26 protein-coding genes are annotated in these 20733 nt (G+C 40.0%); 15 read left to right on the top strand and 11 right to left on the bottom strand.

Features of this window, described 5'->3' with window-relative positions; translation table 11 throughout:
• Positions 1-526 precede the first annotated feature (526 nt).
• From ACYZ0U_RS14085 to ACYZ0U_RS14060, 6 genes are all read right to left on the bottom strand, one after another.
• On the bottom strand, positions 527-1465 hold the full coding sequence (locus ACYZ0U_RS14085) for a hypothetical protein (RefSeq protein ID WP_461453174.1): 939 nt from the start codon (positions 1463-1465) through the stop codon (positions 527-529).
• Positions 1466-1521: 56 nt separating this feature from the next.
• Positions 1522-2109: a DUF262 domain-containing protein gene (locus tag ACYZ0U_RS14080; protein ID WP_461453173.1), complete on the bottom strand. Its 588-nt coding sequence runs from the start codon at positions 2107-2109 to the stop codon at positions 1522-1524.
• A gap of 10 nt (positions 2110-2119) precedes the next feature.
• Positions 2120-4033, bottom strand: coding sequence for an AMP-dependent synthetase/ligase (locus ACYZ0U_RS14075; RefSeq protein ID WP_461453172.1), 1914 nt, complete (start codon positions 4031-4033; stop codon positions 2120-2122).
• 160 nt (positions 4034-4193) lie between these two features.
• Positions 4194-4520, bottom strand: a complete 327-nt coding sequence (locus ACYZ0U_RS14070) for a HesB/IscA family protein (protein ID WP_158992955.1) — start codon at positions 4518-4520, stop codon at positions 4194-4196.
• Positions 4521-4640: 120 nt separating this feature from the next.
• Positions 4641-5054, bottom strand: a complete 414-nt coding sequence (gene iscU, locus ACYZ0U_RS14065) for a Fe-S cluster assembly scaffold IscU (RefSeq protein ID WP_461453171.1) — start codon at positions 5052-5054, stop codon at positions 4641-4643.
• A 113-nt stretch (positions 5055-5167) separates the two neighbouring features.
• Complete coding sequence (locus ACYZ0U_RS14060; RefSeq protein WP_461453170.1) at positions 5168-6379, bottom strand: IscS subfamily cysteine desulfurase; 1212 nt, start codon at positions 6377-6379, stop codon at positions 5168-5170.
• A 103-nt stretch (positions 6380-6482) separates the two neighbouring features.
• Here ACYZ0U_RS14060 and mce point away from each other — a divergent pair, with 103 nt between their 5' ends.
• The 3 genes from mce (at position 6483) to ACYZ0U_RS14045 (ending at position 8229) form a co-directional block, all read left to right on the top strand.
• Positions 6483-6893, top strand: a complete 411-nt coding sequence (gene mce / locus ACYZ0U_RS14055; RefSeq protein WP_461453169.1) for a methylmalonyl-CoA epimerase — start codon at positions 6483-6485, stop codon at positions 6891-6893.
• A 176-nt stretch (positions 6894-7069) separates the two neighbouring features.
• A complete protein-coding gene (locus ACYZ0U_RS14050) occupies positions 7070-7474 on the top strand; it encodes a hypothetical protein (protein ID WP_461453168.1) in 405 nt (134 codons plus the stop codon).
• Positions 7475-7503: 29 nt separating this feature from the next.
• Positions 7504-8229, top strand: coding sequence for a peroxiredoxin family protein (locus ACYZ0U_RS14045; protein ID WP_461453167.1), 726 nt, complete (start codon positions 7504-7506; stop codon positions 8227-8229).
• Positions 8230-8305: 76 nt separating this feature from the next.
• Here ACYZ0U_RS14045 and ACYZ0U_RS14040 read toward each other — a convergent pair whose 3' ends face one another.
• The 3 genes from ACYZ0U_RS14040 to ACYZ0U_RS14030 form a co-directional block, all read right to left on the bottom strand.
• Positions 8306-9745, bottom strand: coding sequence for an amidohydrolase family protein (locus tag ACYZ0U_RS14040; RefSeq protein WP_461453166.1), 1440 nt, complete (start codon positions 9743-9745; stop codon positions 8306-8308).
• Between the two features lie 20 nt (positions 9746-9765).
• Positions 9766-10125, bottom strand: coding sequence for a hypothetical protein (locus tag ACYZ0U_RS14035; protein WP_461453165.1), 360 nt, complete (start codon positions 10123-10125; stop codon positions 9766-9768).
• A 141-nt stretch (positions 10126-10266) separates the two neighbouring features.
• Complete coding sequence (locus tag ACYZ0U_RS14030; RefSeq protein WP_461453164.1) at positions 10267-11010, bottom strand: SDR family oxidoreductase; 744 nt, start codon at positions 11008-11010, stop codon at positions 10267-10269.
• Positions 11011-11113: 103 nt separating this feature from the next.
• On the opposite strand from ACYZ0U_RS14030, the gene ACYZ0U_RS14025 reads away from it, so the two are divergent.
• The 3 genes from ACYZ0U_RS14025 (at position 11114) to ACYZ0U_RS14015 (ending at position 13155) form a co-directional block, all read left to right on the top strand.
• Entirely contained in the window at positions 11114-11464 is a 351-nt protein-coding gene (locus ACYZ0U_RS14025) for a winged helix-turn-helix transcriptional regulator (protein WP_461453163.1), read from the top strand.
• A 134-nt stretch (positions 11465-11598) separates the two neighbouring features.
• Positions 11599-12600, top strand: a complete 1002-nt coding sequence (locus tag ACYZ0U_RS14020) for a hypothetical protein (RefSeq protein ID WP_461453162.1) — start codon at positions 11599-11601, stop codon at positions 12598-12600.
• A gap of 213 nt (positions 12601-12813) precedes the next feature.
• On the top strand, positions 12814-13155 hold the full coding sequence (locus ACYZ0U_RS14015; RefSeq protein ID WP_461453161.1) for a HopJ type III effector protein: 342 nt from the start codon (positions 12814-12816) through the stop codon (positions 13153-13155).
• Between the two features lie 13 nt (positions 13156-13168).
• Here the strand turns inward: ACYZ0U_RS14015 and map are convergent, their stop codons facing one another.
• Positions 13169-13933, bottom strand: a complete 765-nt coding sequence (gene map / locus ACYZ0U_RS14010) for a type I methionyl aminopeptidase (RefSeq protein WP_461453160.1) — start codon at positions 13931-13933, stop codon at positions 13169-13171.
• A gap of 161 nt (positions 13934-14094) precedes the next feature.
• Between map and ACYZ0U_RS14005 the strand changes: the two genes are divergently transcribed.
• From ACYZ0U_RS14005 to ACYZ0U_RS13965, 9 genes are all read left to right on the top strand, one after another.
• A complete protein-coding gene (locus ACYZ0U_RS14005) occupies positions 14095-14628 on the top strand; it encodes an RNA polymerase sigma factor (protein WP_461453159.1) in 534 nt (177 codons plus the stop codon).
• Entirely contained in the window at positions 14609-14881 is a 273-nt protein-coding gene (locus ACYZ0U_RS14000; RefSeq protein WP_461453158.1) for a hypothetical protein, read from the top strand. The genes ACYZ0U_RS14005 and ACYZ0U_RS14000 overlap by 20 nt, the downstream gene beginning before the upstream one ends.
• 5 nt (positions 14882-14886) lie before the next feature.
• Positions 14887-15234, top strand: a complete 348-nt coding sequence (locus ACYZ0U_RS13995) for a nuclear transport factor 2 family protein (RefSeq protein ID WP_461453157.1) — start codon at positions 14887-14889, stop codon at positions 15232-15234.
• A gap of 125 nt (positions 15235-15359) precedes the next feature.
• The gene (locus ACYZ0U_RS13990) at positions 15360-15608 is read left to right on the top strand and encodes a type B 50S ribosomal protein L31 (protein WP_179412777.1); all 249 of its coding nucleotides are present in this window, start codon (positions 15360-15362) and stop codon (positions 15606-15608) included.
• 65 nt (positions 15609-15673) lie between these two features.
• Positions 15674-16867 carry a putative sugar nucleotidyl transferase gene (locus ACYZ0U_RS13985; RefSeq protein WP_461453156.1) on the top strand — a complete coding sequence of 398 codons (1194 nt, stop codon included), beginning with the start codon at positions 15674-15676 and terminating at the stop codon, positions 16865-16867.
• Between the two features lie 23 nt (positions 16868-16890).
• Positions 16891-17655: a triose-phosphate isomerase gene (tpiA, locus tag ACYZ0U_RS13980; RefSeq protein WP_461453155.1), complete on the top strand. Its 765-nt coding sequence runs from the start codon at positions 16891-16893 to the stop codon at positions 17653-17655.
• A 79-nt stretch (positions 17656-17734) separates the two neighbouring features.
• Positions 17735-18190, top strand: coding sequence for a hypothetical protein (locus ACYZ0U_RS13975; RefSeq protein ID WP_461453154.1), 456 nt, complete (start codon positions 17735-17737; stop codon positions 18188-18190).
• A 12-nt stretch (positions 18191-18202) separates the two neighbouring features.
• On the top strand, positions 18203-19039 hold the full coding sequence (gene prmA / locus ACYZ0U_RS13970; protein ID WP_461453153.1) for a 50S ribosomal protein L11 methyltransferase: 837 nt from the start codon (positions 18203-18205) through the stop codon (positions 19037-19039).
• Between the two features lie 159 nt (positions 19040-19198).
• Positions 19199-19540 (top strand): helix-turn-helix domain-containing protein, encoded by a 342-nt coding sequence (locus ACYZ0U_RS13965; protein WP_461453152.1) that lies wholly within the window; start codon positions 19199-19201, stop codon positions 19538-19540.
• Positions 19541-19588: 48 nt separating this feature from the next.
• Here the strand turns inward: ACYZ0U_RS13965 and ACYZ0U_RS13960 are convergent, their stop codons facing one another.
• Positions 19589-20713 carry a GNAT family N-acetyltransferase gene (locus tag ACYZ0U_RS13960; protein ID WP_461453151.1) on the bottom strand — a complete coding sequence of 375 codons (1125 nt, stop codon included), beginning with the start codon at positions 20711-20713 and terminating at the stop codon, positions 19589-19591.
• Between the last annotated feature and the right edge of the window lie 20 nt (positions 20714-20733).

Genomic DNA, 20733 nt, shown 5'->3' with positions numbered 1-20733 from the left:
AAGTCTTATTTATTAATGCGCTTATTTACGGCGATTTAGCTGAAATTTCACGGTACTGACAAAACGGTGTCAGTACTTATCCCAAACCATTTGCCGAAATTTGTATGTACCGGTCACCCGCTCTTGTGAAAGAGCTACGAACGTTCTTTGAAATATTAAAATTATTTACTTTGCTTATTTATGTTACTGATTATAGTCTCCGCAGGGTCTCTCGCAGAGGACCCTGCGGGGTACGATTAATTCTCGAACCAAGATAAGCGATAATCATTGATATTTACAAAAGAGTGCGATTTTCTAGTTTCCGCAGGGTCTCCTATACTGGTTTAAGAGTTAGCGCAGCGCTCTTAAATTAAATGATAAAAAGTAGGACTCCGTCCGGGTTATGTATCGGAATATTTGGGCAACGAAAACTTTTTATTTTTATAAGCCAGACAAAGTCTTGGTTTCATGATGAATTTAAGAGCGCTGCGCTAACTCTTAAACCAGTGGGGGTTAAAAAAAACTTTACAGTCTTGGTGGTATTTAATTATTCGTTAGTAGCAATTTTTATCTTTTGTATAATCAAATTTGCTCGTTCATAGAGAAAATCATCATAGCTATCTTTTTCATATAAGGCCATTCTTTTGGGAATTATATTGCTGTCCAAAATATGGTCAATATTATCGTTGGGGATAATGTTAAAAAAATAGTCTGATGGTTTTTTGTTAGAAATGATCTTGTTGGAATTTGCGGGTAGAAAGCAAAAATTACAAATTGAATTAATCTCAGTGGTTCTTCTACCAATTTTCTTTAGGTAGGCATTTGGAAAAATGTGATGGTATTCTTTTCTATTGTAATTTGATAATGCTTGTCCTGTGTCAATAATGTGGCCATTTGTCAAATCCAATGGATTAGATTTTGAAAGCAGAAGGAGGGTCGCTCTAACTGATGGATTTGATTTTGAAAACGTTTGCTTCATCAACGTCTGTGTATTAATTTCACTTGTATATTTATATATTGATTCAAAATTGTCTGCTAATAAATCATCTATAAATAATAGATCTTCATCCATCTTCGCATCAGTCGAAAAAGAATATCTGTCAGAAAAAGAGGTACGCCAAAACCAATTTTGTACCGTTTTGGTCTGTTGCGAGGTTAATGAATTCTTTTTTGAAAATAGGTAAGTAAGGGCAACTAATTGTTGAGCTTTGGGTAAAAAATCCTCTGATTTTGCATTGAATTGTGTTGAAACATAATCAATGGCATGCTCTAAACTTCTTTTTAACAACTCCATATTTTCTCTTACAGAATCTGGATTTAGCGTCAAAATTTCGCTCGTTTTAGTAGTTCTTTTTAAAATTGCTGACAAACATTGAAGCAAAATCTTGTCCTTAGTATTTCCAAAATTTTTATTTTCAAGGGATTCGTAGATTTCTAAAAATTTTTCCTTTAAATGAAAGTCCTCCATCCATGTCCAAGCGATCATTAAATCCAAAGTTGATAGTGGTGTGCCCGTATTATTTATTCTTTCAAATATTATTCCTACTTCACCTTGGTTCTTTTCTTAATAGTAACAGTGGGCACATCGTAGTCTTGAAAAAGAGATTGTAATCTAACTGCTTCTTTCGTTTCTTCTTGGGAGAAACTATGCTCTTGGATATGTGTATTAAAGTTGTAATTGTCAAATATCAATTTTAACGGTAAATACTTATTTGTAAGATTTAAATCTTTCTTACTTATAAATTTTTCAATTGTTAAATCGTAGTAAATTTCAAAAACATTGATAGCATTATCTGGATCATTGTATTCTAATCCAACACTAAAAACTCCAAATATTGAGGTTATTCGTTGTTGACCATCAAGTACATAATTAATTGGATATTCGGCTTTGCTTTCTGGTAAGTTGTAGCCACCAATATTTCGCTTTGAAGGTAAATCTTCGTTAGTTTCCCATAATAATACGCTTCCTATTGGATAGTCATTGATTATGCTATCTAATAATTCAATTACTTGTTCTTGCTTCCAAACGAAATTTCTTTGAAAAGGCGGAATTTTAATATCTCCTTCAATAATCTTATTTCTTAGACTATTTATTCTTATTGGTGTAGTTGTAAGTTCTCCTTTTGCCATTATATGTCATTTACTCCGCATCTACTTCCGTCAAATACATCTCATCAATATAATCAGCGTATTTCTTCTCAATCACCTTCCGCTTAGCCTTCATCGTAGGCGTTATCTCACCCTCATCCATACTAAACGGGTTCCGCTTGATCTTAAAATTCTTGATCCGCTCAAACTTCGCCAATTCGTTCGACAGCCTGCGCACATCCTGGCCTATCCAATCCACAATCTCTTTATTATTAATAAACAAGTCCTGGTCCGCGAAAAACTCATCCTTTAAATGAAAGGTTTCCTGCAAGGTTTCCTTTGCCGGGATGATGATAGCCGTAACATACTCCCGTTTATCACCCACTAAAAACACCCCCTCAATGCGCGGACTCTTCAAATATGTATTCTCCACCGGGGTGGGGTAAATGTTCTTTCCATAAGCATTCACCAGCATATTCTTCAACCTGTCTGTAATTTGCAGGTTGCCCTTGTAGTAACGGCCAATATCCCCGGTATGGAACCAGCCATCGCTGTCAATAGCCGCGGCAGTCTCTTCCGGTTTATTCCAATAGCCCTTCATCACGCAATGACCGCGCACAATGATCTCACCCTCCGGCGATTCATACTCCGGGTTAAAGCTTTCATAAGTTTGTATGGTATGGATCTGGCGGGTTTCATAGTTCTGTATCGCAACCTCAATGCCCGGGATAATGCGGCCAACCGTACCATAAACCTGCCTGTCATTCTCCGTAACCGACATCACCGGCGAAGTCTCCGTCAAACCGAACCCCTCCAACACCTTAATACCCAGGTCACCAAAAAACTCACCGATATTTTTAGGTAACGCGCCACCACCTGAGATCATGAACTTTAACCTGCCGCCGGTTTTCTCTTTTATCTTGCTGAAAACCAGTTTATCAGCTAATTTAAATTCATAGCTCAGTATCGCCCCCGGTTTCCTGCCGCTTTCATTTACCTCACGGTATTGCTTGCCGGTCTTCAGCGCCCATAAAAATATATTGGCTTTCATTCCGCCGGCTTCGGTGCCGCCTTTAATCGCTTTATCGTGGATGCGCTCCAGCAGACGCGGTACGCAGTTCATTACCGTAGGCTTAACCTCACCCATGTTTTTGGCCAATAGCTCCAAACTCTGCGCGAAGGCGATCTGGCAACCAGCAGCCAAACAAATATGATAAGTAGCCGTACGTTCAAATACGTGCGACAGCGGCAAAAACGACAAAAATAAATCACTCGACTCAATAACAGGGATCTGTATCAGGCAAACACGCACATTTTCGCAAAGGTTATGGTGCGTAAGCATTACACCTTTGGGCGTACCTGTAGTACCCGAAGTGTAGATCAAGCAAGAAAGATCAGACGGCAAAATGGCTTCACGTGCAATCTCGATCGCAGACGTATGTTGTACAACCAAAGCCAAACCTTCTTCTATTAGTTTTTTAAAACCGATAACCCCCGCGTTTAATGGTCCTTTACCCAAATTCTTTTCATAATCCTCAAATGCCGGGATAATTCGGATCAGCTCGGGACAATTATTGGCGATCTTAGCCACCTTACGCAGCAGGAATGGGTTGCCGACAAGGATGGTCTTAGCGCCTGAATCATTTAGGATATATTCAATCTCTGCCTCGCTCAGGGTAGGGTAGATGGACGTATTTACCGCGCCGATCTGTTGCAGCGCCTGGTCGTAATACACATAATCCGGACCGTTCTCAATGATCAGGGCAAGGCGGTCGCCTTTTTGTACCCCAATGTTCAGGAACCACGCCGATATCGCGTCGATCTTCTCTAAAGCCTGCTCGTAAGTGATCTCAACCCAGGTATCGCCAACCTTGTGCTTTAAAAAGGTAGCGGTTACGGGATGAATGTTTGCAACAGTATTACGTATAAATTTAGGGACTGTATTAATGTCAGTTGATATGTTCATCAGGGATAATCGGTATTAATCAGAAAACAAATCTAAATTATTTTTATGAAAGATTTATATCGCTGTCTTTCCAGTCGAAATGACAATCGATTAAACAAAAAACACCGATTCTACTTTCGTAAAATCGGTGCAATAATATTTAAAATCGTGTAATCTAAAACTAAACCGAGAAACTCTCCCCGCAACCGCAAGTACGTGTTGCGTTAGGGTTATGGAAGTTGAAGCCTTTACCATTTAAGCCATCGCTAAAATCAAGCTCGGTACCGGCAAGGTACAGGAACGACTTCATATCCAAAGCAAGGCGTACGCCTTTATCTTCGAAGAATTGGTCGCCTTTTTTTATTTCGTTATCAAAGTCGAGATTATAGGACAGGCCTGAGCAACCACCACCCTGAACAGATACCCGCAGGAAATACGACTCATCCAAGCCGGAATCCTTCACCAGGTGATCTATTTTATCTTTCGCTTTATCTGTTACTGTTACCATCTTAATTTAGTATCAAGTAGTTAGTAGCAAGTATCAAGACAAAATCGCCTGACACTTGAATATTTGATTTAGTAACAAGTAAAAATCTAACTACTTGATACTAAATACCAGCTACTAATCTTAGTGATGTACTTTTTCGCTTTCAATCGGCGCCATGCCGTTTTTAACGCGATAGTCATTAATTGCTGCTTTAATAGCATCCTCTGCCAAAACTGAGCAGTGAATTTTAACCGGCGGAAGCGCAAGTTCTTCAACAATATCCATGTTGTCAATTTTCATGGCATCATCGATGCTTTTGCCCTTAAGCCATTCGGTAGCTAATGATGATGACGCGATTGCTGATCCGCAGCCGAAAGTTTTAAATTTAGCGTCTGTGATCACGTTGTTATCATCAACCTGTATCTGCAGGCGCATAACGTCACCGCACTCAGGGGCACCAACTAAACCTGTACCTACTTTGTGGCTGGCTTTATCTAAAGTGCCAACATTGCGGGGGTTAGTATAGTGATCAATTACTTTTTCTGAATAAGCCATTTTATTAAGTTTTTAAGTCAAAAGTAAAAAGTCAAAAGCTTTTTATCTTATATATTTTATTAATGAAGAGCGCAGGCATTTGCATATCTGCCCATCTCTTATTTACAAATCAATTAATGTTCCGCCCACTCAATCGAGTCAAGGTCGATACCTTCTTTAAACATTTCCCAAAGTGGTGAAAGTTCGCGCAGGTGGGTAACCGCTTTTTTAGTTACTTCAACAGCGTAATCAACTTCCTCTTCGGTAGTGAAACGGCCTAAACCAAAACGGATTGAAGAGTGTGCCAAATCATCCGACAGGCCTAAACTTTTCAACACATAAGATGGTTCTAACGAAGCTGATGTACAAGCCGAACCTGATGATACAGCCAGGTCTTTCATCGCCATCATTAAACCTTCACCCTCAACATATTTGAAGCTGATGTTAGCTACATGTGGTAAGCGGTGCTCCTGGTTGCCATTTACATAGCTTTCCTCCAGCACAGTTAAACCAGCCTGTAATTTATCGCGTAAAGCTGATAAACGTTTTGCTTCGCTTTCCATTTCGGCAATGCAAAGCTCGCAGGCTTTACCTAAACCAACAATGCCGGGTACGTTTAAAGTACCACTGCGCATACCGCGTTCGTGGCCGCCACCGTCCATTTGGGCAGTAACTTTAACACGTGGTCCTTTACGGCGAACGTATAATGCGCCAACACCTTTAGGGCCGTAAAATTTATGGGCAGATAACGCTAACAAGTCAATACCATCACGATTAACATCAACCGGTATTTTACCAACAGCCTGTACAGCGTCTGTCATCATTAAAGCGCCATGCTTGTGTGCAATATCCGCTATAGCCCTTATTGGCTGAATAACGCCGATCTCGTTGTTACCATACATGATCGAAACTAAAATAGTTTCAGGGGTCATGCTGGCTTCTAATAATTCCAGGTCAACCAAACCATCTTCTTTAACAGGAAGATAAGTTACCTTACCGCCCATTTTTTCTACGTGTTTACAAGCATCAAGCACAGCTTTATGCTCTGTAACGGTAGTAATAATGTGGTTACCTTTTTCTTTATACATCTCGAACACGCCTTTAATAGCCAGGTTGTCCGATTCAGTAGCGCCAGAGGTAAAGATGATCTCTTTCTCGCTTGCACCTATTAATTTAGCCACTTGCTCGCGGGCGTAGTCAACAGCTTCTTCAGCTACCCAGCCAAAAGGGTGGTTACGGCTTGCCGCGTTTCCAAATTTCTCAACAAAATAAGGCAGCATCGCTTCCAGTACCCTTGGATCCATGGGAGTGGTAGCATTATTATCCAAATAAACGGGGATATTCATATCTTTCAATTAAACAGTACAAAGATATACAAAGTTTTTATTTAAAATCATTCAAAACAAGGACAAATAAATGCAGGCAGTCATTAATTTGCAATATTTGGGAATGGAAAAAATCGAGCACATCGGCATAGCCGTAAACAGCATACAATCAGCGGGTAGTATCTATGAAAAGCTTCTGAATACGACGGTTTATAAGACCGAGAAGGTGGCATCCGAAAATGTACTCACCGCTTTCCTGCAATGCGGCCCCAACAAAATAGAGCTACTGGAAGCCACTTCCGACGATAGCCCCATAGCCAAATTCATAGCCAAAAAAGGCGAGGGCATCCACCACATTGCCTTCCAGGTAAATGATATCCACGCCGAAATGCAGCGCCTCAAAAATGAAGGCTTTGTTTTATTGAGCGAGAAACCCAAGATGGGTGCAGATAATAAACTGGTTTGCTTTGTGCACCCGAAAGGGACGAATGGGGTTTTGGTGGAGTTGTGTGAAAGTGTGGAGGAAACGAATTAATTTGTTAAAATGTGTTAAGTGAACTTATTCCTGATAATAAATGGATACCGAAATAAGTTAGAAATATTGATTTAACATTATTTGAGAGATGTGTAAACACACACCTTAATTTGAAAAAGTTTATAACCTGTATTTCAATTAAAACTTAGCTGAAATCATCACATTATCACAAAATTATGAATTATCTTAAAAAGGGATTTATTCAATTCTTAGTTTGCTTTTCAGTCATTCTTTTTGCCGTTAATGCAGATGCACAGATATCGTTAATTGAAAATGCAATAAATAAACTGGAGGGATATAAAAATTTTAGCTATCAGGCGATTGAAAAAGTACTTGATCATACCGATGAAACTACCATAAGGCAGCATAAAGATACATTTCAAAAAACCCCCGGTGATGTAAATACAGGTTATTTGTTTAGTCGTGAAACGCAGGGAAAAGATCAACATATCATAGACCTGTACAATGGTAAAAACTTCATGATCCTATCTCCAGATGATCGCACATATACCTATGATGATATCAAAAGGTATTGGATGAGAAATAATACATCGGCACTGCTCTGTTTTTTAGATGGCTAAAGGAAAGACCTGAAAAGAAACCATCGGAAATGGCTGGCGATACATTGATAAATAGTACCCTTTGCAATCATTCAATTTTTCATATTTATGATACCATAATAAATAACGAGCATCTTCATACCGATATAGATGTATTTGTTGATAAAGTATCAGGTCTGCCGAAATTAACAACTGTAAAGGGGAGAGTGCTGTTATCGACCGAAGTTATTAACTATACTACATCTTTCCAATATTCAAATTTTAAATTTAATCAGCATAATGTTCACCTAAATATGATGAACATACCAACAGGTTTTCATCCGCAAAAGAATGAAACCAAATTGCCGCTGTTAGCGCCGGGAATAGTTGCACCTGATTGGACTTTATATACCTCGGAAGGTAAACGTATATCATTGTCACAATTGAAAGGCAAAGTTGTACTTATGGACTTCTTTTTTATTGGTTGCGGTACCTGTATGGAATCCCTTCAACCACTGGATAGGATTTGTGACAAATATAAAGACCAAAATTTCGTATTAGTAAGTATTAGCAACAGAGATAGCAGAAAGGCTGTAACAGAATTTAAACAAAAATACCATATAAAAAATACCGTATGTGGCGATGGGAATAATGTGGCCAGATCATATCATTTATCTGGTGCGCCTCTTTTTTATTGTATCGATAAAGAAGGGAAAATAGCCAATGCGACCTCCGGTTACAACGATGATTTCGAATCTAAAATAATACCATTAATTAGCAGTTTATTGACTAAGTAATAATCCAGATCCTTGCCCACCGCTAGCTTGCAGCTTGTGGTTGTGCATGGTGTAAATTTAACTGCTGATAAGTTAATCAATACTTTCCAACCTGCCCCTTCAACCCCTGCAATATCTTCTGCGAATTAAAGCCAACGCCATCTTTAAAAACCCATTCGGTCTTTTCAATGTTGTTAATGTTGTCTGTAATGTTTCCATCGATCACTACCAGGTCGGCATGCTTGCCCACCTCAATAGAACCAATGTTTTGCTGTGCCTGTAAAGCAAGTGCTCCATTATAGGTAGCTATGCGGATAGCTTCAATAGGCGTAAATCCTTCTTTGGTCAGCAGTTCAATAGCGCGCAGACTTCCGTAGCCCGCAAGTACATCGCCATTACCCGTTGGGTCAGTCCCGGCACACAGCAAACCACCTGCATCGGCAAACTCTTTTTCCATTACAAATTCCTTGACCATAGCGCTATCCATATCAGCACTCCTTTCGTGGCTGTAGTACTTCAGGTACATATCTCGTGTATCCGGCGACATCGCATCAAGAACATTTTGTGTTATCGTATCCTGCTTGCACAATCCTTCAAAAACCGCCAGGGTGGAGGTAAGGATCACCTTATGTTTAATCAGCACATCTATCAAATCTTTCGCCTGTTTGCCACGCGGATCAATGTGTTTAAACGGATTAAGTTCCGATACGCAGGCATCCTCCTGCTTGCCGGGTATAAAATCCGTAGCGGCAAAAAAACCATGCTCTAACTGGTCTATCCCCATTTCAGCCGCTTCGCGATAGGTTACCGCGCATAAATGCCCGGTTATTTTTAATCCCCTTGCATGGGCTGCATCAATCGCAGCTTTCAATACAGAACGGTTGAGGTTCATATACGCTTTAAAGGAAGTAAAACCCTCATCAGCCCAAAAATTCACAAATCTTTTAGCCTCATCTATTGTGGTGATCTCATGCATCTGCGGCGCAAAACCACCTTCGCCCTCCATATAAGGCGCCGTTACATAAAGTGAAGGCCCAATGATTTGATGGGTGTCTATTTCTTTTTTTAATGACAGATCAGAATATGGCTCCACACTGCCCGCAGTGCGTGCGGTAGTAACGCCGCAGGCAAGGTAAAGACTTGGGAAACTTACCGGCAACTGCTTGTAATGTACATAGTAGGGCGATACGCTGGCTGCCGGATAAAACATATGCTCATGCAGCAGTACAAAACCGGGTAATATGGTTTTCCCGGTGCAATCAATTATGGTTGCGCTATGAGGAATTTGCACCGCTTTGGTTTTACCTGTTTTAATGATAATGCCGTGGGCGATGACAATCGTTTCATCGTTCAAAACCGTTTTATGGATCACATCAGCAAGGTAGCAATGGGTAAAGGCTATCGTATCCTGTTTGTATGCAATATAAGCCTGCGCCGAATAAGGATAGGCAGCCTGTGCATGAACACGATCGGCAAAACCCAGGCAACCAATAACGGTACCAAAACCAATGATGATGATCCTCGAAAGTTTGTTCATATATATTACCGACTGATAAGCTATTTTGATCGCAGCATCTTCATATGCAATACGCGGCCATTAGGCAATGCCACATTTGAGCTTAGCGAATCGGTGTAATAAATGCCGGTTATTTTCACATACCCATTGCCCTCCGTAATGCCGAAAGAAAAATTGTTGCCTGCAACCTTGCCGCTATCAATAGGAACGCTGCCACCATCAGGGCCAATAATATCACCGGTAAGGGTATTGTTGGTTTGCTGCAACTCGTAAACAAACGTGGCTGTATCTGTACTGTGAGGGCGCGGGATGTGGCCAACCCATTTACCGGTTAAATTTATTTGTACAAAAGCCATCAGCCCACAACATGCCACTAATAATAAGGTTAGTTTAGTTTTCATAATACTAAAATAGCTGTTTCACAATTAAATAGCTTAATTAAAAATAAATTATTTAGCCCACAGATCAAGGTTTGGTTATCCTCAAACACAAAAAGCGGCATTACGCCGCTTTTTGTGTTGAATAAAGATGGGAGGGGGAATTTATTTCGACACATAAGTAAGGTAACCACCATCGGCTACTATTTCCGTGCCGGTAATAAAGCTTGCATCAGCTGAAGAAAGGAACAATACCGTTTTGGCAATTTCATCAGCATGGCCTAATCGCTGCAATGCGGTAGCTCCGGCTAAGTATGCTTTTGCTTCTTCAGGCACTACAGACTCTAAGCCCGGCGTTAAAATTGGTCCGGGGCTAACAATGTTTACGCGGATCTTTCTTTCCGCCAGTTCGTTCGCCGCAATTTGGGCTATTTTATTTAACGCGCCTTTTGTTGCGGAGTAAACACTGGTCCCTAAATTGGCTGCTGTTGATACTACTGAGGATGTAAACACTACCGATGCCCCATCTGCCAAATGCGGAATCATTTTTTGCAGGGTGAAGAAATGGCCCTTTACATTGGTATTAAATTGCGCATCGAAATCGGCTTCTGTTGTTTGTACAATTGGGGTAAATGTGGCTATTCCTGCATTAAGGAAAAGTACGTCTAATTTCTCACCGTTTTCAATCACCGTTTTTTCAAGGATCGAAATATCTGCCAGCTTCGAGGTGTCTGAAACAATTGTTTTTAGTTTCGCACTGTTGATCTCTTCGGCAGCCCTTTGCAAATTGCAGGCACTCCTGCCTGTTATCCAAACATTGGCGCCTGCGTTTATAAATGCTTTTGCGGTTGCCAATCCAATTCCGGTTGTTCCGCCGGTTATAACTACATTTTTACTTGTAAAATTCATGATTTGATTTTTATTTATTGCGATGCAAACATAGGGTACTTAAATTTATTTTAGTTACTTTGTAACCAAAAGTAACGGCAACTTTTGGGTAACAAGGTAACTTATGGCTGACTATGTATGTGTGCCGGGGCACAAAAAAGAAATAATGGCCGTTCATGATGCGATGGATGTGCTGAACGGCAAATGGAAGATCTCGATCCTCTCGTCTATTTGTTATTATAACGAAAGAAGGTTTTCTGATATATTGAATGATGTAACCGGCATATCCAACAAAATGCTGAGCAAAGAATTAAAGGAGCTGGAGATGAATAAGCTATTAAAACGAACAGTTTTAGATACACAACCTATAAGCGTCCAGTATAAGCTGACCGAATACGGCATGACCTTGCAGACCATCATAAACAATCTTGCTGTGTGGGGAATGGAGCACCGACGAGTGATTACCGGTAAATAATAATTAAATTTTAGTAGGCTATTTGAGCCTGATACCAAAAGGCTCTGCCAACAAGTTTAAACAATGCTTGGGCGCAGTGCTGGAATTATCAGCAAATTTGTGCTTAAATTAGGCTTTATTATTTATCGTTAATTATGAAGGCATTATTTTTAGTTATCTTTTTATTTGCTTTTTCTCATTTAGGTTTCACACAACAAATATATGCTCCCGCCGCTCCGTTGCCTGCCAGGAATTTGGCCATGTTTGGCAGAGGTTTATATCCTGGCAATGATACAACATATAGATTATTAAAAAACAGCGGCTTTAATACGCTGCTGTTATCCAGTTTTTATATTCATGCAAATGGAGACTTGTATTCAGGTGATTCTCATCAACCCGTTATCCATAACGGCAAATGGGTGGGAGATTCTTCTTATGTGAGAAGGGTTGTTGATCTCAAAAAGAAATCTTCTATATCCCGGATTGAAATTTTACTGGAAGGGCGTTGGTATGGGCAGCCGCCAAACACCTATGATTTTATCCGCGACTGGTACGATCCAGCTAAGACGGTGCCTGGTATTGTGACCGGCATTGGCGAGCAAAGTACATTATATAATATCTGTAAGGTGTTAAAAGAAGTGCTGGGTGCCGATGCATTTTGTATTGATGACGAGTCTGTTTATGACAGCCCTTCTATTAATGCGATGGGTAAGATTGCGGCAAAACTAAACATGCACATGACGTTATGCCCTTTTACAGGCTACACTTATTGGGGCGATATTTTAAAGTCATCAGATGCAAATGTGGTTGATGCCTTGTATTTGCAGTGTTACGACGGTGGCATAAAGAACGAAATAAAAGATTGGGTATTGGCGCTTAAACCTAAGCAACCGATATATCCGATATTTATGGTACGTGGTTCGTTTAGCACATGTGATACTTATAAGGGAAGCAAATCAGTTGAGGAGATAAAAACCCAGTTAAAAGATTTTAAGAAGAATTATCCCGAAATGAGCGGTGCGGCGATATGGCAGATGGATGATGTGAAAAATTTCGTTATAATGGGGTGTGCTGCGAAGGAACCGACATCGGGAAGTGCGAAAAGTGTAGCCGAATTTTTGAGTCAGTTGAAGAAGGCATTAGAAGGTGAGTTATAGCGTTGCCTGCATCAGATAAGAGGTTCTTTAATAGATGGTTATAGACAAATCAATTAAGTTCTTTCTAACAGGAGGCAGAAGAAATATAATTTCCGATCTTCCAGAAACCTTGCTGAATTTAAACCCTGAGGAGATTTGATCGCTTTCAATAGTTGGCAATATCCCGTCTGTTCTTCTTTTTATCGTATTTTCGAACCCGAAAACACAATCACAATGACTGAGCAACTATCAACGCTAATTAAAGATCTAAAGCAAAATTCAATATCTTTTAGCCAGGTTTTGGCTTTTATAGAAACCTATTATCAGCATCAGCCCGCCGCGTTTAAAAATGGTGATGTTTATAATGAAGCAACACAAAACCAGGGTAGCGCCAAAGTTTTCTCTTTTGCTCAGCAAAACAACCTAAGCAAGGAAGATACGCTTTACCTGTTTGCAGAGCATTACCAATCCGTACTGGCTCACCCGGATGCAACCGATCATCAAAACATCAGGCAATTTATGATCCACGGCTGGGAAGGTGTTTCGTTTGAAAGTCCGGCGTTGGTGTTAAAATAAGTTAAGTCAGTCACTAATCCCAAATACCGTTTTGTGCCGTAAATATCACAGGTTCGCCGCCTGTAACCATAATGGTATGCTCGTGCTGGGCTACAAAACCGCCTTTATTACCGTGTAGTGTCCAGCCATCGGCTTGTGTTTCCGCAATGGTTGATTTTGTTGAAATGAAGGTCTCTATCGCAACCACCGAATTCTTTTTGAAACGATCAGTATTATACCTGTCGCAGTAGTTAGCTATTTCGTGCGGTTCTTCGTGCAGACTGCGGCCAACGCCGTGGCCTGTTAAGTTTTTAATGACTGTATAACCTGCTTTTTTAGCCTCGGTTTCGATCAACCTGCCGATCTCCGAAATTCTGACACCGCCTTTGATGTTACTGATCGCCTTTCTCAGGATATCTTTAGATGCCTCCACCAGTTTACCATGCCCATGGATATCTTCGCCCAAAACAAACGAGCCACCGTTATCAGCCCAAAAACCATTTAATTCTGCTGATACATCAATATTAACCAGGTCGCCTTCTTTAAGAATTTTATCTGCCGAGGGGATACCATGCGCTGTCTCTTCATTTATGCTGATGCAGGTGTATCCGGGGAAATCGTAGGTTAACAATGGTGCAGATTTCGCGCCCATCTGTGCCAGTAATTCGCCGCCGTACTCATCAAGTTGCCTGGTGGAAATACCCGGTTTGGCAAACTCGCGCATCCTTTTAAGCGTAATGGCAACAGCATCACTTGCCTGCTGTATCCCAATTCTTTCAGCCTCGGTAGTTATAGACATTTTTAAACTTTTATATGTCGCAAAAATAACAAATAATTTATTTGATGCCGTATTTCATGGCTGATATCAAGTGATCATTAATCATACAAATCAAAAATGTAATTTCATGGGTGATATTTCCTGCATATATTACACCTGATAAATAAACACTCCTTACAGCGATGGAAAATAACAGATTATCAACAGTCGAATTGCGTGAAGCTTTCTTCCTGGCGCTTTATAAAAAAGCGTTTCCCCAATTTGCGCGATATGTGGCCCGGATGGGTGGCAGCCTAGAAGAAGCACAGGATATTTTCCAGGATACGCTGGTCATCTATTACGAAAAAGTTGTATCAGCGCAAACTGAAACTATTGTAAATGAGAAAGCTTACCTCGTAGGGATAGCCAAAAGGTTATGGCTGCAACATTCTAAAGCGACCAATAAAAACGAGCCTTTAAATGATTTTGACGCTGTGGAGATTGCAGATGAACAGCACTCCACCAACAAATTAATGCACTACCTAAGTACCGCAGGTAAAAAATGCATGGAGTTGCTTAAAGCTTATTACTACGATCATTTGCCGGTAGGGGATGTGGCTACACTATTTGGCTATACAAGCACTCATTCGGCAACGGTAGCAAAATATAAATGCCTGGAGAAAGTAAGGGAAACGGTTAGACAAAAATCATTAAGCTATGCGGACTTCATTGAATAAAATCAGGGCTATCGACGATTATTTGTTGGGCAGCATGCACCCCGGCGACAAACTTTTGTTTGAAGCGAATGTGATATTGAGTGAGGATTTGGAGAACGATGTAAAGTATCAAAAAAGCACCTATACAATTATGGGGCAATATGGCCGAAAAAGGATAAAGGATGAGATCATCGCCGTACAAAATATTTTAACAACCAATCCACAGCATCGCGGCTTTGTGCAGCGCATCGCTAATTTGTTCAAAAAGCATTAAATACAATGAATTCAAACTACACAGCTATAATTCAAAAAGCTTATGCAGGCTTTAACAGCAGGGATATTGATTCCGTATTCACCGTAATACACCCCGATATCCATTGGCCCAAAGCATTTGAGGATGGTTACGTGGTAGGTCAGGATGCCGTCAGGGAATATTGGACAAGGCAATGGAACGAGTTAAACCCAAAAGTTGAGCCGCTATCAATTACTGAACGCCCAAACGGAGAGATTGAAGTTGAAGTTTATCAACTGGTAAAAGATCTGGAAGGAAATATTTTATTTGATGGAAACGTTAAGCACGTATATATAATTAATGAGGGTTTGCTTAATAGTATGAATATTGAATGAAGCGTGTAATGTCACGAAAACCCTTAAATTTAATAAATCAAGGTTTAGCATTTTTTTTTACTTTTCACTTTTGACTTTTAACTTTTATTACTACATTTGCACCTCTTTTATAAGAAGTAAATATAATGAAAAAAGATCTGCACCCATCAAATTATAGATTAGTTGTATTCAAAGATATGTCTAACGACTATTCTTTCATCACTAAATCATGCATCGATACCCGTGAAACTGTAAAATGGGAAGATGGTAACGAGTATCCATTGGTGAAATTAGAGATTTCACACATGTCACACCCGTTCTACACTGGTAAAATGAAATTGGTTGATACCGCTGGTCGTATCGATAAATTCCGTACCCGTTATAACAAGAAATAATTATTTGTTCATAAATAATATGGAGAGTCTCCCGATACATCGGGAGACTTTTTTATTTTTGCGCCATGGCAATTATTCTTTTTGAAGATAACGCGCACCAATCCCTACTCCCGCTAACCTATACGCGCCCTGTTGCCGACCTACGCATTGGCATTTTTACCATTGCCGAAAAGTGGGCCAAGCATCTGAAAACTGATTTTTCGTTTCATACCCACGCTTATTTGCAGGGTAAGTTCCCAATAAACATCACGGCTGATAACATTTTCATCAACGGCGCTTTTTGTCCGGATGCTGATTTGGTGGAAGTTATTGATAAACTTCGCGTTGGCGATGCCTTGAAATATAAGGATCAATTGATCGCGGTTCGATTAAATGAATCGGATGCCAAACACTTTACCACGAATTTCAACTATGGGCAGGCGATCAATTACGAAAACCTTGCAGTAACCATCAAATATCCCGAAGATATTTTCCGCAAGAATGATATCGAACTAAGAAAAGATTTTAAGCTGGTAACCAGCGGCCGTACAAGCGCTGCCATCAGTAATACAAACACTATCATCGGCAATGATTTTTTTGCTGAGGATGATGTACAAACTGAGTGCAATACCTTCAGTACCATCAACGGTCCAATTTATCTTGGTAAAAATACCGAGATATGGGAGGGAACCAACATCCGTGGTGCATTTGCTATTTGCGGCGATTCGCAGGTGAAAATGGGGACTAAAATTTATGGGGCAACTACTGTTGGTCCGTATTGCCGGGTAGGCGGCGAAATTAATAATGCCGTTATCTGGGGATATTCCAACAAGGGGCACGAAGGTTATTTAGGTAACTCTGTACTTGGCGAATGGTGCAATATTGGTGCAGACAGCAATAACTCCAACCTGAAAAATAATTACGCCGAAGTAAAACTTTGGGATTATACTATTCAAGCCTATCGTAAAACGGGCCTGCAATTTTGTGGTTTGATCATGGCCGATCATGTGAAATGCGGCATTAACACCATGTTTAATACGGGCACGGTTGTAGGTGTTGGCTCCAATGTTTTTGGCGCCGGGTATCCACCCAACAATATACCCGATTTTGCCTGGGGCGGAGCACAGTTTGGTTTTGAAGAGTATGCCCTGAATAAAATGCTGGAAACCACAGCCAAGGTGTTTGAGCGCCGTGAGCATCGTGATTTTGATGAGAACGAGCAGAATATCCTGAAAGAAGTATTTGAACTGACCAAAACATATAGAGAAACTTACATTTAGAATTTTTACACAACACAATTAAAATGAGAAAAAAAATAGTTGCCGGAAACTGGAAAATGAACCTTGATTATAACGAGGGCTTGGCCTTATTTTCAGAAATAACCAATATGGTTAAGGACGAAATTACCGGTAAACAGGAAGCCGTTGTTTGCAGTCCGTTTATACACCTGCACAGTTTGGTGCAAATGGCAAAAGGTTATGATAAAGTTTCGGTTGGTGCGCAAAACGCTCATCAGGCTGAAGCCGGCGCTTATACAGGCGAAATATCAGCCAAAATGCTAAAATCAGTAGGTGTAGAGTATGTGATCTTAGGCCACTCTGAGCGTCGCCAGTATTTCCATGAATCTAATGAATTGTTAGCAAAAAAAACTGATACAGCTTTAGCAAATGGCTTAAAACCAATTTTTTGCATCGGCGAAACCTTGGAAGAACGTGAATCGGAAGTGCATTTCCAGGTAATTAAAGACCAATTGGCTGACGGTGTTTTTCATTTAGATGAAACTAACTTCGCTAAATTAGTTATCGCGTACGAACCGGTTTGGGCTATTGGCACAGGTGTAACCGCAAGTAGCGATCAGGCACAGGAGATCCACGCTTTTATCCGTAAGGAAATCGCTACAAAATATAGCCAGCAGGTTGCTGATGACACAACCATTTTATACGGTGGCAGCTGTAATCCTAAAAATGCTCCTGAACTATTCGCTCAGCCGGATATTGATGGCGGTTTGATAGGTGGCGCATCATTAAAATCGAGAGATTTTGTTGATATTGTAAAGGTGTTCAATTAATTTAGGTACTAGATGTGAGATATGAGTATTGAGACAAGATCTTTTACTCCCATCTCACGTCTCAAATTTTATATCTAACATGAAAACATTCCTTCCCCCATTTGCAGGTTTTGTAGTTTTCGCGGTAATCGTGTTGCTGCAATCTATCATTTTCCCAATTCATTTGGGCGATATGGGGCAGGGGAGTTTACATGCTTTTATGGCTTGCTTTTACTATTTCTGGCCTTTGTATTTTATAACCGCTTTGTTAACCCAATATGTGATCGTACTACCTGTTTGGGAAATAGCGCACTCCTGGTCAATGGTGGGCAAAGATGCCGCCGTAACTGTTTTGGGCTTAATTTGTACAGGATTTGCAGGAGCCATCGCTTACATCATTTGGGATGAACAAACCGGCTGGCTACATCTTGCTGATATGGCGGTACAAATGCTACTAATTCAACTGGCTTACTGGATCATTAACTTTTTTATGCTGGGTTTGATTGTTGGCGGCAAAATAAAACTGAAACACAAAGCCAAGCCCGCTACTGAATAATTTCTATCCGGAATGAATTATTACGAACTACTTTTTATCGTGATCGCTACGGAGGATTACCAGCAGGATATGCTGATCAACACCCTGGGCGAAGTGGGTTTTGATACTTTTGAGGAACTGGAATTTGGCTTTAAAGCCTACATCCGGGTTAATGATTTTGATGAGGCAAAACTGATAGACGCCATAGAGCCTTACCGCGAAATGTTTACTTTCAGTTATGAGATCACGCTCATCCCTCAAAAAAACTGGAACGAGGTTTGGGAAAGTAATTTCGAACCGATCCTGATTGGCGACAAAATTTATGTACGCGCTACTTTTCATGAACCCAGGCCCGAGTTCGAATATGAGATCGTGATCGATCCCAAAATGGCATTTGGGACGGGCCACCATCAAACCACATCTATGATGCTGCAGTTGATGCTGGAGAATGAATTCGCCGGTAAAAATGTATTGGATATGGGCTGCGGGACAGGTATACTCGCTATAATGGCCTCAAAATTAGGCGCTGAAAAGGTTACCGCGATTGATTATGATCCCGTGTGTTTTGACAGCACGATAGAGAACGCACAGCTTAATAATATTGATAATATTGAAGCGTTGTGCGGATCAAAAGAAGTGATACCTAATGATCAATATGATACCATATTGGCTAATATTAACCGTAATATTTTACTGGACCAAATATTGAGCTACAGCGAAATATTAAAAACTGACGGTGAGCTATATTTAAGCGGATTTTATGAACAGCCCGACCTTGATATTATTATGGATGAGGCCCGTAAATATGGATTAAAATATATTATTCATAAAAAAGATAAAGACTGGGTAGCTGCAAAGTTTGTTAAATAACTTTTTTACTTTATTTTACGTATAAGGGTTTAATAAATTGATAATGAACTGGAAATAAATAAATTAGTAAAATTATTTTTTAATAATTTATTAGTTTATTAAAAAATAATCATAACTTTATTAACTATTGCGCAATACTCACGATTTTTAATTTTTTATATGAAGACACTGGGAAAAAAAATAAGGTTACTACGTCATCAAAAGGGCTGGAGCCAGGAAGATGTTGCAAAACGTCTTGATATTTCGATACCGGCGTTTTCAAAAATAGAAACCGGTATTACGGATATCAATTTGTCGAGACTAGAGCAAATAGCAACACTGTTTGAAATGGGTGTTGTACAGTTACTTACTTTTAATGAAACCGAGAACGATCAAAAGTTTATTACTGAACTTGAAAACGTTCATAAACGCCTTAACGACCGTGAAAATGAAGTTATAGAACTTCAAAAGAAAGTAATTGAGCTTTTTGAAGAATTAAGGCACAAACGCGAAATAGCTTAACAAGATAGAGATTTTAAAAAAGAGCTTAGTGAAAACTAAGCTCTTTTTTTATGCGAAAATATAGCGCATAGTTAAATGTTTTTTGCCGAATGTGCTGCCCATTGCCGCATGCAGGGCGATCATCTTTTCATTAAAATCGCCAACCCAGGAAAGTTCCATTTCTTCGTATTGGCTTAATGGTAATACATATTCACCCAGTTTTATGAATAAAGCGGACTCCAGGCCATGGTTTTGGAATTTTTGCTTGGTACCCATAACAATGGCGCGCATGCGTTTAACGCCCTTCCATTTTTGGTATAAAAAGGTTAGTTTTCCTTTAAGGTCAAGCTTACCCTTTAATGGTTTTATCATAGGGTTAGCATCCGGCAAAACGATATTGAAGGATGCAGGCTCGCCGTTTACATAGGCAAACAGGATGAGGTTTTCATCCATCAGCGGTTTCATCTTTCTAAAGCTTTCTAAAATAGTAGCATGGGTTATCGGTACAAAATTTTCAAAACCGTTCCAGGCGTCATTATAAATTTCAATAAAGTCGGCGGCAAATTCCTCAATTTTGTTTGCCTTAAGTGTTTTAAAGCTATATCCCGGCTTTTGTATCACCCAGTTAGCAATCCGCCTGAATCGTTCAGGGAAGGGCTTTAAAACATTTAAATAATTAGTGATCTGTTCGTATTGCGTTTTAAACCCATAATGCTCAAAAAAATCTTTATAATATTCCGGGTTATAATTCATTCCGTAGGATGGCGGCGAGGTAAAGCCTTCACTTAGCAATCCCCAAAAGGTGTCATTTTCGCCAAAATTGATCGGGCCATCCATGGCTTGCATACCATTTTGCTTTAACCATTCTTTTGCTGTATCGAATAATAAAAAGGCGGCTTTTTCATTATTGATACATTCGAAAAAGCCCATTCCGCCGGTAGGTTGTTCGTAATTAAAGGCCTTTTCGTTATTGATAAATGCAGCTATACGGCCAATTAGTCCACCGTTGTCATCGGTTAATATCCAGCGGGTGCATTTGCCGTGGTTATAAAAACTATTTTTCTGCGGATCGAATATAGCTTCAATGTCGTTATCCAACGGGCAAACCCAAATCTCATCATTTTGGTAGATCTTGCGCGCTACATCCAGAAATTTTTTTTTTGTGATCTTATCCTTAACCTCTTTTATAACCATTTTATGTTGATGCGTTTGCC

Source organism: Mucilaginibacter sp., from assembly GCF_965225845.1.
In the GTDB taxonomy this organism is placed as follows: domain Bacteria; phylum Bacteroidota; class Bacteroidia; order Sphingobacteriales; family Sphingobacteriaceae; genus Mucilaginibacter.
Note: the sequence above shows the minus strand (reverse complement) of the source record. Positions and strands in the feature narration are given on the sequence as shown.

What these genes read in the sequence shown, in the direction of transcription:
- ACYZ0U_RS14085 (WP_461453174.1), bottom strand. Translation starts at nt 1,465, where the DNA reads ATGATCGCTTGGACATGGATGGAGGACTTTCATTTAAAGGAAAAATTT.
- ACYZ0U_RS14080 (WP_461453173.1), bottom strand. Translation starts at nt 2,109, where the DNA reads ATGGCAAAAGGAGAACTTACAACTACACCAATAAGAATAAATAGTCTA.
- ACYZ0U_RS14075 (WP_461453172.1), bottom strand. Translation starts at nt 4,033, where the DNA reads ATGAACATATCAACTGACATTAATACAGTCCCTAAATTTATACGTAAT.
- ACYZ0U_RS14070 (WP_158992955.1), bottom strand. Translation starts at nt 4,520, where the DNA reads ATGGTAACAGTAACAGATAAAGCGAAAGATAAAATAGATCACCTGGTG.
- iscU (WP_461453171.1), bottom strand. Translation starts at nt 5,054, where the DNA reads ATGGCTTATTCAGAAAAAGTAATTGATCACTATACTAACCCCCGCAAT.
- ACYZ0U_RS14060 (WP_461453170.1), bottom strand. Translation starts at nt 6,379, where the DNA reads ATGAATATCCCCGTTTATTTGGATAATAATGCTACCACTCCCATGGAT.
- mce (WP_461453169.1), top strand. Translation starts at nt 6,483, where the DNA reads ATGGAAAAAATCGAGCACATCGGCATAGCCGTAAACAGCATACAATCA.
- ACYZ0U_RS14050 (WP_461453168.1), top strand. Translation starts at nt 7,070, where the DNA reads ATGAATTATCTTAAAAAGGGATTTATTCAATTCTTAGTTTGCTTTTCA.
- ACYZ0U_RS14045 (WP_461453167.1), top strand. Translation starts at nt 7,504, where the DNA reads ATGGCTGGCGATACATTGATAAATAGTACCCTTTGCAATCATTCAATT.
- ACYZ0U_RS14040 (WP_461453166.1), bottom strand. Translation starts at nt 9,745, where the DNA reads ATGAACAAACTTTCGAGGATCATCATCATTGGTTTTGGTACCGTTATT.
- ACYZ0U_RS14035 (WP_461453165.1), bottom strand. Translation starts at nt 10,125, where the DNA reads ATGAAAACTAAACTAACCTTATTATTAGTGGCATGTTGTGGGCTGATG.
- ACYZ0U_RS14030 (WP_461453164.1), bottom strand. Translation starts at nt 11,010, where the DNA reads ATGAATTTTACAAGTAAAAATGTAGTTATAACCGGCGGAACAACCGGA.
- ACYZ0U_RS14025 (WP_461453163.1), top strand. Translation starts at nt 11,114, where the DNA reads ATGGCTGACTATGTATGTGTGCCGGGGCACAAAAAAGAAATAATGGCC.
- ACYZ0U_RS14020 (WP_461453162.1), top strand. Translation starts at nt 11,599, where the DNA reads ATGAAGGCATTATTTTTAGTTATCTTTTTATTTGCTTTTTCTCATTTA.
- ACYZ0U_RS14015 (WP_461453161.1), top strand. Translation starts at nt 12,814, where the DNA reads ATGACTGAGCAACTATCAACGCTAATTAAAGATCTAAAGCAAAATTCA.
- map (WP_461453160.1), bottom strand. Translation starts at nt 13,933, where the DNA reads ATGTCTATAACTACCGAGGCTGAAAGAATTGGGATACAGCAGGCAAGT.
- ACYZ0U_RS14005 (WP_461453159.1), top strand. Translation starts at nt 14,095, where the DNA reads ATGGAAAATAACAGATTATCAACAGTCGAATTGCGTGAAGCTTTCTTC.
- ACYZ0U_RS14000 (WP_461453158.1), top strand. Translation starts at nt 14,609, where the DNA reads ATGCGGACTTCATTGAATAAAATCAGGGCTATCGACGATTATTTGTTG.
- ACYZ0U_RS13995 (WP_461453157.1), top strand. Translation starts at nt 14,887, where the DNA reads ATGAATTCAAACTACACAGCTATAATTCAAAAAGCTTATGCAGGCTTT.
- ACYZ0U_RS13990 (WP_179412777.1), top strand. Translation starts at nt 15,360, where the DNA reads ATGAAAAAAGATCTGCACCCATCAAATTATAGATTAGTTGTATTCAAA.
- ACYZ0U_RS13985 (WP_461453156.1), top strand. Translation starts at nt 15,674, where the DNA reads ATGGCAATTATTCTTTTTGAAGATAACGCGCACCAATCCCTACTCCCG.
- tpiA (WP_461453155.1), top strand. Translation starts at nt 16,891, where the DNA reads ATGAGAAAAAAAATAGTTGCCGGAAACTGGAAAATGAACCTTGATTAT.
- ACYZ0U_RS13975 (WP_461453154.1), top strand. Translation starts at nt 17,735, where the DNA reads ATGAAAACATTCCTTCCCCCATTTGCAGGTTTTGTAGTTTTCGCGGTA.
- prmA (WP_461453153.1), top strand. Translation starts at nt 18,203, where the DNA reads ATGAATTATTACGAACTACTTTTTATCGTGATCGCTACGGAGGATTAC.
- ACYZ0U_RS13965 (WP_461453152.1), top strand. Translation starts at nt 19,199, where the DNA reads ATGAAGACACTGGGAAAAAAAATAAGGTTACTACGTCATCAAAAGGGC.
- ACYZ0U_RS13960 (WP_461453151.1), bottom strand. Translation starts at nt 20,713, where the DNA reads ATGGTTATAAAAGAGGTTAAGGATAAGATCACAAAAAAAAAATTTCTG.